Consider the following 13,995-nt stretch of genomic DNA (forward strand, 5'->3'; position numbering starts at 1 on the left):
ATAGCAGGCGGCGACGCGTCGCGCGACGGTCGCGTGGCGGCTAGCCGACGGCGGCGGCGGCCGGTTTCGGCGCATCCTTCACGAGGCGGAAGCGGACCACGATCTTGGTGCCGGAATGGCTCGGATCCGGACCGAACGTCGCATCGAGCTTAGTCGCCATGGCGCTGACGATGCGCTGGCCCATGCCGGTTGAGCGCGGGTCGCTGGTGGCGTTGAGGCCGACGCCGTTGTCGGCGATCGACAGCACGATGTCGTCACCGATGAGCTTCAACTCGACATGGATCGGACCGGGTCCATCGGGATAGGCGTACTTCACCGCGTTCATGACCAGCTCGTTGACGACGATGCCGATCGCCACCGCGCGGTCCGGATCGATCTCGACCGGCTCCGCCTTCAAGGTCAGCCGCGACATCCGGTTGCCCTCTGCCGAGCGGCGAAGGTCGTCGAGCAGGGAGTCGAGATACTGGTTCAGCATCACGCTCTTGAGATCCTGCGACGTGTAGAGCCGGCGGTGCACCTGGGCCACGGCGGCCACCCGGCCCATGGCGTTGGTGAGCGCGGCCTTGACGTCGTCCTGGGTGCTCGAATTGGCCTGCAGATGCAGCAGCGAGGCGATGATCTGCAGCGAGTTGCCGACGCGGTGGTTGACCTCGCGGAGCAGCACCTCGCGCTCGGCGGCGAGCGCGGCAAAGCGGTCGCGAGAGGCGCGCACCTCGGCCTCGGCCTCGTCACGCGCCTTCTGCAGCCGGGCCTGGCGCACCGCGCCTTCGGCCGCGACCTGCAGCAGCGGGACGAATTCGCCCTGCACGTCCTTGACGAGATAATCGGCGGCGCCCGCCTTCAGTGCGGTGACCGCGATCTTGGAATCCTGCGAGGCGGTGACGAACACCACCGGCGGCGCCTCGGGCAGCGCCATGATGCGTTCCAGCGTCTCCAGCCCGTCGAGACCCGGCATGTACTGATCGAGCGCGACGACATCGATGCCGCCGCTCTTGAGCCGATCGAGGCCCTTGCTGCCGTCGAGGGCGTGCTCCACCGTGAAGCCCAGGCGCTTGAGCCCGCGCTCCACCAGCCGTGCCAGCGCCGCGTCGTCGTCGATGTAGAGCAGCGTGGGGCCGGCGGTTGTCATGCTGCGGGCGGAACCTGGATGACGGAGAAGAACAGGCCGAGCTGGCGGATGGCGTTGGCGAAGCTCTCGTAGTTGACCGGCTTGGTGATGTAGACGTTGCAGCCGAGCTCGTAGCAGCGCTTGATTTCCTGGGAGTCGTCGGTGGTCGTGAGGATGACCACCGGCGCGCTCTTCAGGTAGCTGTTCTGCTTGACCATCTTCAGGATGTCGATGCCGGTCATGTCCGGCAGATTGAGGTCGAGCAGAATCAGGAGGGCATTGCCTTTGTGATCGAGGCCCGTGCCGTCAGCGCCCATCAGGTACTTCACCGCATCTGTACCGTTGGTGAACGGCTTGATCTCGTTGTTGACGCCGGAACGGCGGATGTTCCGCTCGATCAAGCGGGCGTGGCCTTCGTCGTCCTCGATCATGATGATCGTCACGGGCATGGTCATCTATCTGAGTTCCGGTTAGAGGCGTTCCAGTTGATCGGGAGCGTGATGGTGAACGTGCTGCCCTGGTCGAGCTCCGACGCGACCGACATGGTTCCACCGAGCCGGCGCACGAGAGCGCGCACATGGGCCAATCCGATCCCCTGACCCGGACGGTCCTGGGTCCCGGCGCGGCGGAACAGATCAAAGATACGCTGGTGGTCACGGGGATCAATCCCCCGGCCGTTATCCGTGATCTCGAAGATCGCAAAACCGAGCTTGGTGCGGGCGCGGATGGCGATGTCGCCGGGAACCCCCGGCTTGAGATATTTGATCGCGTTGTCGATCAGGTTCGAGAAGATCTGCTCCAGCGCCAGGCGGTCGCTGACGATGGCCGGCAGGGGTTCAACGCGGATCGTGGTGTCGGTTTCCGCCGCCTGATGCGCCATCGTCGAGACGATGCCTTCGATCAGCTCGCGGGTGTCGATGCGGATAGGCACGAATTCGCGGCGGCCTTCGCGCGTCAGATTGAGGATCGCGTTGATCAGCCGGTCCATCTTGCCGATCGAGGATTTGATGAAGCCGAGGGCTTCGGAGAAATCCTCCGACAGCTGCTTGTCGGCGCCCTCGAGTTCCGGCTCGCTGCCCTCGGCCGGCGGCGGCGCGTCGGACACGGCCCGCGCCAGGGTGGCGATGCGGCGGAAGATGTCGTTGCGCAGCTCGTCGAGCTCGCTGGTGAAGCCCATGATGTTGACCAGCGGCGAGCGCAGGTCGTGGCTCACAATGTAGGCGAAGCGTTGGATTTCCTCATTGGCCTCGCGAAGATCGGCGGTGCGCTCGTCGACGGTCGATTCGAGGTTCAGGTTGCTCTCGCGCAGCTTGGCCTCGGCCTCGTCGCGCGCCTGCGTCGAGCGCCGCACCAGGAGCACCGAGATGATGGCGAGCACGACGACAAGCGCCGAGCCTGCGACCGTGACGATGGTCGCGAGCTGCTGGCTGTGATCCGCCGCGGTGGTGCGCGTGGCGAGCAGGCGCTCCTCTTCGATGCGCATCGCTTCCGCCGCGGTCCGCATCGTGGTGCTGCTGTCGGTCGAGGCGGCGTCGCGTACCAGGGCGATTGCGGCCGGGAGATCACCGGAGGCAACGAGGGCCTTCTCGCGGTCGAACTGCGACAGCCGCATCTCGATCACGCTGCGCAGCCTGGTGAGGTTGTCGACCTGTACCTGGTTGTCGGCGACCAGCGTTGCGAGCTTGTCGAGCAGCGGCCGGATCGCGCTGACGGCGTTCTCGTGATCCCGCAGGAAGTCAGGGCTTTGCGTCAGTAGGTAGGCGCGCGCGCCGCTCTCGGCGCGGCGCACCTCCAGCAGCACGGCGTTGATCTGGTTCTCGGCCTCGACGGTATGGACGACCCATGCGCTGTCGCTGCGGGCCTTGTTGACCAGCAGGACCGACGCGGTGCTGACGATGACCAGCACGAGGAATCCCGCCGACAACAGCAGGATTTGTCCCAGCGTGCGCCGATGTCTGACCTCAGGCGCCACCGCTTACTCGCATGCCAATGAAAATACGTGCCCCCTCAGCGGAACCGCCGACACAGCCAAACGCGCGGCCGGTTGAAGAGTTCCCGGTCGGGGACGCGAATTTTGCGCTTCCGGCTCAGTCGGTCTTCTGGCCGGCCAGATACTGCTCCAGCCAGTGGATGTGGTAGTCGCCGTCGATGATCGCGGGCTCGCGCACCAGCGCGCGGAACAGCGGCAGGGTGGTCTCGATGCCGTCCACGACCATCTCGTCAAGTGCGCGGCGCAGCCGCATCAGGCACTCAACCCGGCTCTTGCCGTGGACGATCAGCTTGCCGACCAGCGAGTCGTAATAGGGCGGGATCACGTAGCCCTGGTACACGGCGGAGTCGATGCGGACGCCGAGGCCGCCCGGCGGGTGGTACTGCTGGATCTTGCCGGGCGAGGGGCGGAAGCTGACCGGGTTCTCGGCGTTGACGCGGCACTCGATCGAGTGGCCGTTGATGACGACCTGGTCCTGGGTCATCGGCAAATCGCCGCCGGCGGCGATGCGGATCTGCTCCAGCACGAGATCGATGCCGGTGATCATCTCGGTGACGGGATGCTCGACCTGGATGCGGGTGTTCATTTCGATGAAATAGAACTCGCCGTCCTCGTAGAGGAATTCGATGGTGCCGACGCCGATATATTTCAGCTCCTGCATCGCCTTGGCGACGGTGTTGCCGATTTTCGCACGCGCGGCTGCGTCCAGCACGGGCGAGGGGCCTTCCTCCCAGACCTTCTGGTGGCGGCGCTGCAGCGAGCAGTCGCGCTCGCCAAGATGGATGGCGCCGCCGCGGCCGTCGCCGAGCACCTGGATCTCGATGTGGCGCGGCTTCTGCAGATACTTCTCGAGATAGACCGAGGCGTCGCCGAATGCCGACTTGGCCTCGTTGGCCGCGGTGGTCAGCGCCAGCTGCAGGTCGGCCTCGGTGTGCGCGACCTTCATGCCGCGGCCGCCGCCGCCGGCGGCTGCCTTGACCAGCACCGGGAAGCCGATCGCCTTGGCGATGGCCATCGCGTCCTGATCGGGCGTCACCGCGCCGTCGGAGCCCGGCACAACGGGAATCCCGAGCCGCTTGGCGGTCTTCTTGGCCTCGATCTTGTCGCCCATCAGGCGGATGTGCTCGGCCTTCGGGCCGATGAAATGCAGATTGTGGTCACCGAGGATCTCGGCGAAGCGCGCGTTCTCGGACAGGAAGCCGTAGCCCGGATGCACGGCGTCGGCGCCGGTGATCTCGCAGGCGGCGAGCAGGGCGGGGATGTTGAGGTAGCTGTCCTTCGACGGTGGCGGGCCAATGCAGACGCTCTCGTCGGCGAGGCGGACATGCATGGCATCGGCGTCGGCGGTGGAATGCACCGCGACCGTGGAGATGCCGAGCTCCTTGCAGGCCCTGAGGATGCGAAGGGCGATTTCGCCGCGATTGGCGATGAGGATCTTGTCGAACATGGTGCCTCGGGCGCGAGTAGCGAAGCGTGATGAGCGGGCGGGGAATGGAGACCATTCGCCGCGCGCCATCCGCGCTTATTCGATGATGACGAGCGGCTCGCCGAACTCGACCGGCTGGCCGTCCTCGACCAGGATCTGCGTCACCGTGCCGGCGCGCGGCGACGGAATCTGGTTCATCGTCTTCATCGCCTCGATGATCATCAGGGTCTGGCCGACCGACACCTTGGAGCCGACCTCGACGAACGGCTTGGCGCCGGGCTCCGGCGCCCAATAGGCGGTGCCGACCATCGGCGAGGGCACGACCCCGGGATGCTTGGACAGGTCGGCGCCGGCGGCAGCCGCCGTGGCGGCGGCCATCACGGGGACGCCCGAGGCCGCGGCCGGGACCGCGGACGGCACGGCCGCTGCGATGGTCACGTTGCGGGCGACGCGGATGCGCAGGCCGGCCCGCTCCAGCTCGATCTCGGTCAGGCTGGTCTCGTCCAGAAGCGCGGCGAGCTCGCGGATGAGCCGGCTGTCTTCGGACTTCGCGGTGGTGGTGTCGTCGGTCTGGGGCGCCATGATCTGATCCGAAACGTTGGGTGGCGTGAAAGCGAGGACGTCAGGCTTGCGCTAGATGTCGGTGGTCGTGGTGGCCAAGGGAGCGGCTTTGGCACCGATCTTGGCGGCAAGGCCGGTGATCGCGAGTCGGTAGCCGTCGATTCCAAAGCCGCAAATCGACGCAAACGCGGCCTTCGCGGTGAAAGAATGGTGCCGGACGCCCGCGCGGGCGTGGATGTTGCCGAAATACACCTCGACCGTGGGGATTTTGACTCCCGTCAGGGCGTCATGCAGGGCGATCGAGGTATGCGAGTAGGTGCCGGCATTCAGGACGATCCCGGGCACGCCGCGGCTGCGAGCCTCATGGATGCAATCCACAAGCGCGCCCTCGTGGCTGGACTGCCGGCAGTCCGTCACCAGTCCGAAACGGGCCGCCGTCTCGACGCAGAGCCGTTCGACGTCGGCCAAGGTGGCACGGCCATGCGTCTCCGGCTCGCGGGTCTCCAACAGATCGAGGTTGGGTCCGTTGAGGACGAGAATCGTCTTTTCCGCGTCGTCGGCCATTCCTATCCCGGGCGGTGTGGCTGCAGTGGGCGGCGTTATAGGTAACAAACCCGCCAAGGGGAAGCCTTTCGGCGCCCGGCAGGGCTCGGGCCATGCTGCTCCGCCACGCGAAAAAATCCGGCCAAGCCTCGGAAATCGCTGGTTAACCAGACCGGCGGACAGGTCTGCACGTCTGGCGTGTGGCGGCGCGCCGCCGCTCTTTGCACAACAAAGGGGCGGGCATCGCTGCCCGCCCCTTTTTCTCGTCACCCGCCTGGTCGGGGATCAGGTGTCGAGGACTGCAACGATCTCGTGGGTTCGCGGATCGAGCACGATGATCTGCTCACGAACCAGGATGTAGTCATATCCGCGCCATTCCGGATAGATCGTGACCACTTCGGTCGGGAGCGGGTAGAAGCGGACGTCCCGCGGCACCCGGGTGCCGACGGAGATGTTGAAGTTGACGTTGGTCACCGGCTCGACGCGCTGGCTGCGGATCACGCTGGTGATCTTGGTGCGCTGCTCGGTTGTCAGCTTGGCGCTGGCGCCGGCCTGTCCGGTGGTGGTCTGCGAGCGGTCGCCGCCGGTCTTGGTCTCGGCATTGGTGCTGGTGCCGGTCTTGCTGTCGCGGCCCTCGGCCTTCATGTTGTTGTCACGGCCTTCGCGACCCTCGGCCTTCATGTTCTTGCCGCCGCTCTTGTCCATCTCGGAGCTGGCGCCCTTGGTGGCCGGTCCCTTCATGTTGTCCTCGGCGTGCTGACCCTTGGTCGCGCCGGACTTCTGCTCAGACTGGCTCGAGCGCATCTCGGACGAGCCGCCGGCCGACGGCGAGGCGCTGTCGCGATTCATGGCGCCGCCGCCGCTCATGCCACCGCTCGTTGCGCCGCCGGAGGCGCCACCTGCCGCGCCGCCCTGCATCGCCGCGCCGCCGGACTGACCGCCTGCGCCGCCTGCACCACCAGCGCCCTGCGCGTGAGCGAAGCTTGCGCCGGCCAGGAGCGCGATCGCGGCAACGGATACCATCAACCGATTAGTCATCCTCTATCCTCCTCTGTATTGGCACTGCCCGCGCCGACAACTGCAGGACATTGGAGTCGTTCCGCACTCAGCTGATGGTTCCTCAGAATTGTCGCGGCTCGCGACTTTATGAATGGATGCTCATCGTCATGAACGCAGCATGACGAGGCGCAGTCGGTGAGCTAGTCGCGCACAGCCGAGTGGATCTCACGCGGCGTGTGCGCCGCGCTCGTCGTGGTGACGTTCCCGCGCGTAGCGCACCAGCGCCATGAAGCGATACAGTCCGTGCACGAACTTGCCGTAGGGCAGCGTGACGAACAATGCGAACACGGCGCCGAGATGCAGGGCGAGCAACACGCCCATCGCGCTGGTTTCCCGCAGCAGCAGCAGGGCGAGACCGGTTGCGCCGGTCAGGGTCAGCATCGCGAGAAACGCGACGTCCATGCCGCGGCTGCCGCCGTCGAGCAGCGCCGGATCGCGCTTGCGCTTGGCAGCGTAAAGTCCGAGCGGACCGATCACGATGCCGATGCCGCCGAGCGTCCCGAGGACGACCGGCAGATCCCAGAGCGGGTAGGGCGCCTCGCGCTGCAGCAGGTAGTGATAGAGCGTCGCGACGGTGGTCGAGGCGAAGCAGAGCAGGAAGCCGTAGAACGTCAGGTGATGATAGAATCGCCTGGTGTCGTTGGGCTTTTCATCCTCGTTGTAGCAGCCGACACCGCCGCCATCGAGATAACGCAAGGTCGTGGCGTCGTGCATCGCGCGGAGCAGCGGTCGTGGCCGGACGAGCGTCGCGCCCGGCTCGCCGATGTCCTTCCAGAAGGCGCTGATGCCGATGATGAGGGCGACGATGGCCCACAGGAAGGCCGCGCCGAACAGCAGCGCCATCGCGTGATGCGGCATCAGCGCGTAGAACGATCCCGGACCATGGCGGACGGCGAACAACGCCGTGGAATCGTTGACGGCGACGAAGCCGAGAATGAACGCGGCGATGCTGACTGCGGCGATCAGCGCCACCGCCAGCCCGTTGCGCTGGAACAGGGGCGCGAGCGCACGCGGCCAGGCATAGTCGGCATAGCTTTCATGCCGCACGCGGGCGAGCACCGCGGGCACGCGGACGTCGAATTCGTGCGGCGGTGAGAACTGGCAGTCGACGTAGCAGGCGCCGCAGGAATGGCAGAGATTGGCGAGATAATTGAGGTCGCCTGACGTGAAGGCGCGCCGCATCTCCATCGCAGGAAACACCGCGCAAAGTCCCTCGCAATAGCGGCAGGAGTTGCAGATCGTCATCAGCCGATCTGCCTCGGTCAGGGCCTCACTGCGCTGCATGTGTCGCTGCTCCCACGCCGGCGATGCGTCCGAACACGCTGCCGATGGTCATGCCGATGCCGGCGGCGTAGCCGCGGCCAAGCACGTTGCCGGCCATGATCTCGCCGGCGGCATACATGTTGGCGGCGGGACCGCCGGATTTCATCATCATTCTGGCGGCGTGATCGACGCGCACGCCGAGATAGGTGAAGGTGATGCCGGGCCGCACCGGATAGGCGTAGTACGGGCCGGTCTCGATGCGCCGCGCCCAATGCGATTTCGGCGGCGTCAGGTTCTCGGTGTGACAGTCGTCGAGGATGTCGGGATTGAAATGCCCCTCGCGCACCGCCGCGTTGAACTCGGCAACCGTCGCCGACAACTGATCGGGATCGAGCTCGAGCTTGCCGGCAAGCTCGGTGATGCTGGCCGCCTGAATCGCCGGGTAGAGCGAGGGCATGAACAGCGTCGACGACTTCGCATCGAAGATGATGTAGGCGATCTGGTCCGGCTGCGCTGCCACAAGCCGCCCCCAGATCGCATAGCGCTTCGGCCAGACGTCCTCGCCCTCGTCGTAGAAGCGCTTGGCGTGCTTGTTGACGACGATGCCGAACACGACGCAGTCGAGCCGGGTGATGATGCCGCCGTCATATTTCGGCGCACGCGCGTCGATCGCGACCGCGTGGCATTGGGTCGGATCGCCGATGCTGTCGACGCCGGCGCCGAGCAGCATGTCGAGCACCGTGCCGCGATTGTTCGGCGTGCCGCGGATCAGGAAATTGCGGGCGATCTCGCCCCAGCCCTCGACCAGCTTGTCGATGTTGGATTCGAAGCCGCCGGCTGCGGCGACCAGCGCCTTGCCGCGGACACGCATTCTGCCGTCCTGTCGCTGGATGATCGCCGCGCGGAAGCGATCCTCGTCGACGTCCAGCGCGACGACCTCGGCCTCGTAGAGCACGTCCACGCCCAGCCGCTCCGCGGTCAGATAGAGCGCGTTGAGCATGGCGCGTCCGCCGCCGAGAAAGAACGAATTGGTGCGTCCAAGGCTCAGCGTGCCGCCGAGCGAGGGCTGGAAGCGCACGCCCTGTTCGACGATCCAGTCGAGCATCTGCTTGGACTCGCGGATCATCAGCCGCGCCAATTGTTCGTTGGTCTGGCCTTCCGTGACGCGCAGGAGATCGTCCCAGAACTCCTCCTCGGTGTAGGGGCCGCTCAACGTCGCGGTGGCCGCGTCATGGGCACAGCGCATGTTGCGGGTGTGGCGCGTGTTGCCGCCACGGTAGAATTTGGCGGCGGCCTCCAGCACGATGACCGAGGCGCCCGCCCGGCGCGCCGCAATGGCGGCGCAGAGCGCGGCGTTGCCGCCGCCGACAACCACGACGTCGTAAGTGGCGGGATAGTCGATGCAGTGGTCTTCCGAAGTCATCCGATCTGCCCAGCAGCCAAAACATGACGCGCCAGCCGCTTCCACCGTGCCGCAATGAATTTTGTATACTATTGTATACGAAGATATGCAAGAGACGCTGTTGTTCCGTCCGCGCATGTGAGACATTCGCCGCATGTCCTCAGAAGGCCCGCAACTCACCCTGGATCGCGACAACGTCTCGCTCGGCGAAGCGGTGTTTCGCGCCCTGTGCTCGGCGCTGGAGAAAGGCCTCTATCGGTCGGGCGACCGGCTGCGCGAGGACGAGGTGGCGCAGAAGCTGAATGTCAGCCGGACGCCGGTCCGCGAGGCTTTCGGCAAGCTCGTCGCCAAGGGCTGGGTGCAGCCGGGGGGCGGGCGCGGGCTGATCGTGAGGAGCCTCGACCCAAACGAGATCCTCGAGCTCTATGCAATGCGCGAGATCCTGGAGGGCGCCGCCGCCCGGCTCGCCGCGCAATATGCCGTGCCGGCCGAGATCGCCGCGCTGCGCGACATCCATGAGCGCTTCTGCCGGGGAGAGGCCGATGCGGCCGAGTTGGCGCGGCTCAACCGGATGATGCACAGCGCGATCCAGCGCGCCGCGCGCAACCGCTATCTCGACGCCGCCCTCGCCGACATGCATGTCGCGATCGCGCTCCTGGGCGCCACGACCTTCGCGGCAGAGGGACGCCCGGCGACGGCGGCGGCCGAGCACGGCGAGCTGATCGAGGCGATCGCGGCGCGCGATCCCGACCGCGCCGAGGCGATCGCACGCAGCCACATCCGCGAGGCGCTACGCACCCGGTTGGGCATGCGGCTGACGGGGTAGGAGCGCGGTCGCCGTCCGGCGTTGGCGTTGCCGCGAACAACCTTCATCAACGCAAAAGGCCGGCTGATCCAGCCGGCCTTTCATGGATGGTTCTGCGAGGAAGCGTGGCGTCAGCAGCTCGCCTTGCCGCAACGGGCCGTGCTGATCTTCTCGCGGAGACCTTCGACCCCGACGGCGCCGATCACGACCTGCTTGCCGATCACGTAGCTGGGCGTGCCGTTCATGCCCATTTCCTCGGCGAGCTTGAAGTTCTCCTCGATCGTCGCCTTGGCCTCGGGGCTCGCCATGTCCTTCTCGACGCGAGCCATGTCGAGCCCGAGCTCCTTGGCGACGGCGAGCGCGTGCGCCTTGTCGGCCTGGCCGCGGCCGCCGAGCAGCTTCTGGTGGAAGTCGAGATATTTCTGCGGCGCCTGCATGCGGACGGCGACGGCCACCTGCGCGGCCTCGACCGAGCCCTGGCTCAACACCGGAAACTCCTTGAGCACGACCTTCAGCTTCGGGTCGCTCTTCATCAGCTCCATCATGTCGTTCATCGCGCGCTTGCAGTAGCCGCAATTGTAGTCGAAGAACTCGACGAAGGTGACGTCGCCGTCCTTGTTGCCGAGCACGACGCCGCGCGGCGAGTTGAAGATGGTGTCGGCGTTCTTGGCGACGCCCGCCGCCTGCTTGGCCGTCTCGGCCGCGGTCTGGCGCTTCTGCAGCTCGGCCATCGCCTCCTCGAGCACCTCGGGATGGGCGACCAAATAGTTCCGGACGATGGTCTCGATCTCGCCGCGCTGGCTGTCGGAGAAGCTGTCGGCCGACGCCACCTGCGGCACGCCACTGAGCGAGAGCGCGAGCAGCGCCGCGGGAATGAGCGTGCGGAGTGACGGCATGAAGGAGGTCCTTTGGGTCAAAATGATCGGGTCCTTGTCGATGATCGCGGGTATTTTGATGTTCCGGTCCAGACTATAGCAGCTATCCCAGGCGCCGCACCCTGCGCCAAACGCCGCTCTCCGACACCTACTGGTTCGAAAGCGGCTTTGACGTGACGATGTCGTCGGCCTTGACCCAGCCCGGCGAGCCCACGGCAAACCGCGTCTTCGCACGGGAAGCCAGTTCGCGCGCCGTCTTGTTGTCGCCGCGCAGGAATGCCGCCTGGGCCGAGGCCAGATCGGCCTCCGCATAGTCGCCCTTGCGGCCATAGGCCATCGCGAGCTGGGAGTAGCCGAGCGGCGCCTCGGATTCGCGTGCCACGGCCGCGCGCAGGATCGTGATCGCTTCCTCAGTGTAGGCCTTGTTCTCGGATGCGACCAAGGCTTGGCCAAGTAACATGTTGATGAGCGGCGCGTTATTGGAGAGCTGGGCAGCCTTGCGCAAGGGCGCGATCGCCTCGGCCGGACGGCCGCCCTCGAGCAGGGCCTGGCCGCGAACCTCGTAGAAATAGGGGTTGTTGGGCTGCGCCTGGATCAGAGTGTCGATCTGGGTGAGGGCGCTGCGCAGGTCGCCATGCAGGTAGGTCGAGATCGCCCGGGCATAGCGCGCGGGCATGCTGGCATCGGACAGCGGATACCGCCGGGCGACCGTGTCCGGCCGCTCCATGAAGGCCGAAATCTTGGCGCGCACCATGTCGTGACGCAGTTGCAGCGCGGCGTCATCCTTCTTGTCCCAATAGGGGCTCTGGCGCGCCAGGCCTTCCAGCGCCTCGACGCGGTCGGCGGGCATCGGGTGCGACTGGAGGTACGGATCGGCGCCGCGGGCGGCGAACAGGCTTTCATTGGTGAAGCGCTTGAACGTCTCGTACATGCCCTTGGGCGACTGCGCCGTCGCCGTCAGGAACTTCACGCCGGCGCGGTCGGCATTCTCCTCCTGCTGGCGCTGATAGGACAACAGCGAGCGGCGGATGACTTCGCCTGGCGCCGACAGCGTCGCGGCACCGGCATTGGCGAGGCCGCTGCTGCCGCCGCCGCGCGCCCCCATGGCCAGCGCGCCGGCGCCGAGAATGGTGGCGATGATCATCTGGGTCTGCGCGGTGGCGAGCTGCTGGCGCAGCTTGGCGAGATGGCCGCCGGCGAGATGGCCGGTTTCGTGCGCGAGAACGCCGATCAGCTGGTTCGGATTCTCCGACTGCATGATCGCGCCGTAGTTGACGAAGATGCGACGGCCGTCGGCCACGAACGCGTTGAAAGACGCGTCGTTGATGATGACCATCTGGATGTTCTGCTTCTCGAGACCGGCGACGCGCAGGATCGGCCGGGTGTACTCGCGCAGCAGCACTTCCGTCTCGGTGTCGCGCAGAATCGGCGGCCCCTTGCCCTGCTGCGCTAAGGCGGGCGCGACCGGCGACAGCGTCATGGCGGCAGCGACGATCGCGGCAAGCCCGCCGGAGAATGTCTTGCGAAGCACGATACGGAGCAACATCAGGCGATCTTTGCAATTGGCGCGAGGCCGAAGACGGGCTATTGCCCACCAACCGGCGGAATGCGGCTCATCTGCGGCGAATGAGGCCCAAGTGCGGCCCATCGACCGGCTCAGAGAGCGGGTCCGAACAGCCGGGGTCAATAGCAGATATCGATGGTGGATGCGACAGTGATACCGACGTTGGAACAGCGGATCGCCAACCTGACCGCGCCGTCCGCGCGCAGCAATGTTCCGCCGTTCATGGTGATGGACGTCATGGCGGCGGCCGAGCGGATCGAGGCGGGGGGAGGGCACGTCATCCACATGGAGGTGGGGCAGCCGGCGGCGCCGGCGCCGCGCGCCGCGATCGTGGCAGCCCATGCCGCGCTCGATCAGGCGCGCATCGACTACACCTCCGCGCTTGGCCTTTTGTCTCTGCGGCAACGCATCGCGCGGCACTATCGTGAAACCCATGGCTGCGAGATCGATCCGGCCCGGATCGTGATCACCACGGGATCCTCGGCCGGCTTCATTCTGGCCTTCCTGGCCATGTTCGAGCCGGGCGATCGCGTCGCCGTCACGGTGCCCGGCTATCCGCCCTATCGCCACATCCTCACGGCGCTCGGCTGCGAGCCGGTGCTGATCGAGACCACGGCCGAGAACCGCCACGCCCTGACCGGCGAGGCGCTGCTCGCCGCCCACCGCAAGACGCCGCTCAAGGGCGTGCTGGTCGCAAGTCCCGCCAACCCCACGGGGACGATGATGTCGCGCGAGGCGCTCGGCAGCGTCATCGCGGCCGCGCGCGACGCCGGCATCCGCTTCATTTCGGACGAGATCTATCATGGTCTCGACTATGCCTTCCCTGCGGTGACCGCGGCCGAGCTGTCGGCCGAGGCGCTGATCATCAACTCCTTCTCGAAGTACTTCTGCATGACCGGCTGGCGCATCGGCTGGATGGTAGTGCCGGAGGCGCTGGTGCGGCCGATCGAGCGTCTGCAGCAGAACCTGGCGATCTCGGTTCCCACGCTGTCGCAGATCGCAGCGGAAGCGGCGTTCGAGGGACGGGCCGAAATGGAGGCCATTAAGCACGGCTACCAGGAGAACCGCCGCATCCTGATCGAGGGTTTTCCCAAGGCCGGCCTGACCCGGTTCCTGCCGGCGGACGGCGCATTTTACCTTTACACCGACGTTTCCGACTTTACCTCCGACAGCTACGCGTTCGCCAAGCGGATGCTGGAGGAAACCCATGTCGCCGCAACACCGGGCGTCGACTTCGATCCGATCCATGGCCGCAGCTATGTGCGCTTTTCCTATGCACGCTCGGCTGAGGATATGCGCGAAGCCGTTGCACGGATCGCACGCTGGCTGGGTTAACGGGTCGGATTAGCCGTAAACGGCCGATCCTCCCATCGCCAGCATTGACTCCGCCGCGGATTTG

The 13,995-nt window shown here is 66.3% G+C and carries 13 protein-coding genes; 2 read left to right on the forward strand and 11 right to left on the reverse strand.

The window, feature by feature from the left end; all coding sequences use genetic code 11:
* Nucleotides 1–40: 40 nt before the first annotated feature.
* The 9 genes from ACQR1Y_RS16200 to tcuA all read right to left on the reverse strand — a co-directional run bounded on the left by ACQR1Y_RS16200 (nucleotide 41) and on the right by tcuA (nucleotide 9,373).
* Nucleotides 41–1,129, reverse strand: coding sequence for a sensor histidine kinase (locus ACQR1Y_RS16200; RefSeq protein ID WP_434862289.1), 1,089 nt, complete (start codon nucleotides 1,127–1,129; stop codon nucleotides 41–43).
* Complete coding sequence (locus tag ACQR1Y_RS16205) at nucleotides 1,126–1,563, reverse strand: response regulator (protein ID WP_434862288.1); 438 nt, start codon at nucleotides 1,561–1,563, stop codon at nucleotides 1,126–1,128. The genes ACQR1Y_RS16200 and ACQR1Y_RS16205 overlap by 4 nt, the downstream gene beginning before the upstream one ends.
* The gene (locus ACQR1Y_RS16210) at nucleotides 1,560–3,080 is read right to left on the reverse strand and encodes a sensor histidine kinase (protein ID WP_434875887.1); all 1,521 of its coding nucleotides are present in this window, start codon (nucleotides 3,078–3,080) and stop codon (nucleotides 1,560–1,562) included. Before ACQR1Y_RS16210 ends, ACQR1Y_RS16205 begins: the two co-directional genes overlap by 4 nt.
* A 115-nt stretch (nucleotides 3,081–3,195) precedes the next feature.
* Nucleotides 3,196–4,545, reverse strand: coding sequence for an acetyl-CoA carboxylase biotin carboxylase subunit (gene accC / locus ACQR1Y_RS16215; protein ID WP_434862286.1), 1,350 nt, complete (start codon nucleotides 4,543–4,545; stop codon nucleotides 3,196–3,198).
* 75 nt (nucleotides 4,546–4,620) lie between these two features.
* A complete protein-coding gene (gene accB, locus ACQR1Y_RS16220) occupies nucleotides 4,621–5,106 on the reverse strand; it encodes an acetyl-CoA carboxylase biotin carboxyl carrier protein (protein ID WP_172109440.1) in 486 nt (161 codons plus the stop codon).
* A gap of 51 nt (nucleotides 5,107–5,157) precedes the next feature.
* The gene (locus tag ACQR1Y_RS16225; protein ID WP_434875888.1) at nucleotides 5,158–5,649 is read right to left on the reverse strand and encodes a type II 3-dehydroquinate dehydratase; all 492 of its coding nucleotides are present in this window, start codon (nucleotides 5,647–5,649) and stop codon (nucleotides 5,158–5,160) included.
* Nucleotides 5,650–5,913: 264 nt separating this feature from the next.
* Nucleotides 5,914–6,666, reverse strand: a complete 753-nt coding sequence (locus ACQR1Y_RS16230) for a DUF1236 domain-containing protein (protein WP_434862284.1) — start codon at nucleotides 6,664–6,666, stop codon at nucleotides 5,914–5,916.
* Between the two features lie 186 nt (nucleotides 6,667–6,852).
* Entirely contained in the window at nucleotides 6,853–7,971 is a 1,119-nt protein-coding gene (gene tcuB, locus ACQR1Y_RS16235; RefSeq protein WP_434875889.1) for a tricarballylate utilization 4Fe-4S protein TcuB, read from the reverse strand.
* Nucleotides 7,958–9,373, reverse strand: a complete 1,416-nt coding sequence (tcuA, locus tag ACQR1Y_RS16240) for an FAD-dependent tricarballylate dehydrogenase TcuA (RefSeq protein ID WP_434875890.1) — start codon at nucleotides 9,371–9,373, stop codon at nucleotides 7,958–7,960. The genes tcuB and tcuA overlap by 14 nt, the downstream gene beginning before the upstream one ends.
* 133 nt (nucleotides 9,374–9,506) lie before the next feature.
* Here tcuA and ACQR1Y_RS16245 point away from each other — a divergent pair, with 133 nt between their 5' ends.
* Nucleotides 9,507–10,178 (forward strand): GntR family transcriptional regulator, encoded by a 672-nt coding sequence (locus tag ACQR1Y_RS16245; protein ID WP_434875891.1) that lies wholly within the window; start codon nucleotides 9,507–9,509, stop codon nucleotides 10,176–10,178.
* Nucleotides 10,179–10,288: 110 nt separating this feature from the next.
* Here ACQR1Y_RS16245 and ACQR1Y_RS16250 read toward each other — a convergent pair whose 3' ends face one another.
* On the reverse strand, nucleotides 10,289–11,053 hold the full coding sequence (locus tag ACQR1Y_RS16250; protein ID WP_434875892.1) for a DsbA family protein: 765 nt from the start codon (nucleotides 11,051–11,053) through the stop codon (nucleotides 10,289–10,291).
* Between the two features lie 127 nt (nucleotides 11,054–11,180).
* A complete protein-coding gene (locus ACQR1Y_RS16255; RefSeq protein WP_434875893.1) occupies nucleotides 11,181–12,578 on the reverse strand; it encodes a M48 family metalloprotease in 1,398 nt (465 codons plus the stop codon).
* Nucleotides 12,579–12,731: 153 nt separating this feature from the next.
* Here ACQR1Y_RS16255 and ACQR1Y_RS16260 point away from each other — a divergent pair, with 153 nt between their 5' ends.
* Nucleotides 12,732–13,931, forward strand: coding sequence for a pyridoxal phosphate-dependent aminotransferase (locus tag ACQR1Y_RS16260; RefSeq protein WP_434875894.1), 1,200 nt, complete (start codon nucleotides 12,732–12,734; stop codon nucleotides 13,929–13,931).
* The last annotated feature ends 64 nt before the right edge of the window (nucleotides 13,932–13,995 follow it).

This window comes from Bradyrhizobium sp. HKCCYLRH3099 (assembly GCF_051167855.1).
Lineage (GTDB): Bacteria > Pseudomonadota > Alphaproteobacteria > Rhizobiales > Xanthobacteraceae > Bradyrhizobium.

Coding starts and splice junctions, on each gene's coding strand:
- ACQR1Y_RS16200 (WP_434862289.1), bottom strand. CDS start 1,129: ATGACAACCGCCGGCCCCACGCTGCTCTACATCGACGACGACGCGGCG.
- ACQR1Y_RS16205 (WP_434862288.1), bottom strand. CDS start 1,563: ATGACCATGCCCGTGACGATCATCATGATCGAGGACGACGAAGGCCAC.
- accC (WP_434862286.1), bottom strand. CDS start 4,545: ATGTTCGACAAGATCCTCATCGCCAATCGCGGCGAAATCGCCCTTCGC.
- accB (WP_172109440.1), bottom strand. CDS start 5,106: ATGGCGCCCCAGACCGACGACACCACCACCGCGAAGTCCGAAGACAGC.
- ACQR1Y_RS16225 (WP_434875888.1), bottom strand. CDS start 5,649: ATGGCCGACGACGCGGAAAAGACGATTCTCGTCCTCAACGGACCCAAC.
- ACQR1Y_RS16230 (WP_434862284.1), bottom strand. CDS start 6,666: ATGACTAATCGGTTGATGGTATCCGTTGCCGCGATCGCGCTCCTGGCC.
- tcuB (WP_434875889.1), bottom strand. CDS start 7,971: ATGCAGCGCAGTGAGGCCCTGACCGAGGCAGATCGGCTGATGACGATC.
- tcuA (WP_434875890.1), bottom strand. CDS start 9,373: ATGACTTCGGAAGACCACTGCATCGACTATCCCGCCACTTACGACGTC.
- ACQR1Y_RS16245 (WP_434875891.1), top strand. CDS start 9,507: ATGTCCTCAGAAGGCCCGCAACTCACCCTGGATCGCGACAACGTCTCG.
- ACQR1Y_RS16250 (WP_434875892.1), bottom strand. CDS start 11,053: ATGCCGTCACTCCGCACGCTCATTCCCGCGGCGCTGCTCGCGCTCTCG.
- ACQR1Y_RS16255 (WP_434875893.1), bottom strand. CDS start 12,578: ATGTTGCTCCGTATCGTGCTTCGCAAGACATTCTCCGGCGGGCTTGCC.
- ACQR1Y_RS16260 (WP_434875894.1), top strand. CDS start 12,732: ATGGTGGATGCGACAGTGATACCGACGTTGGAACAGCGGATCGCCAAC.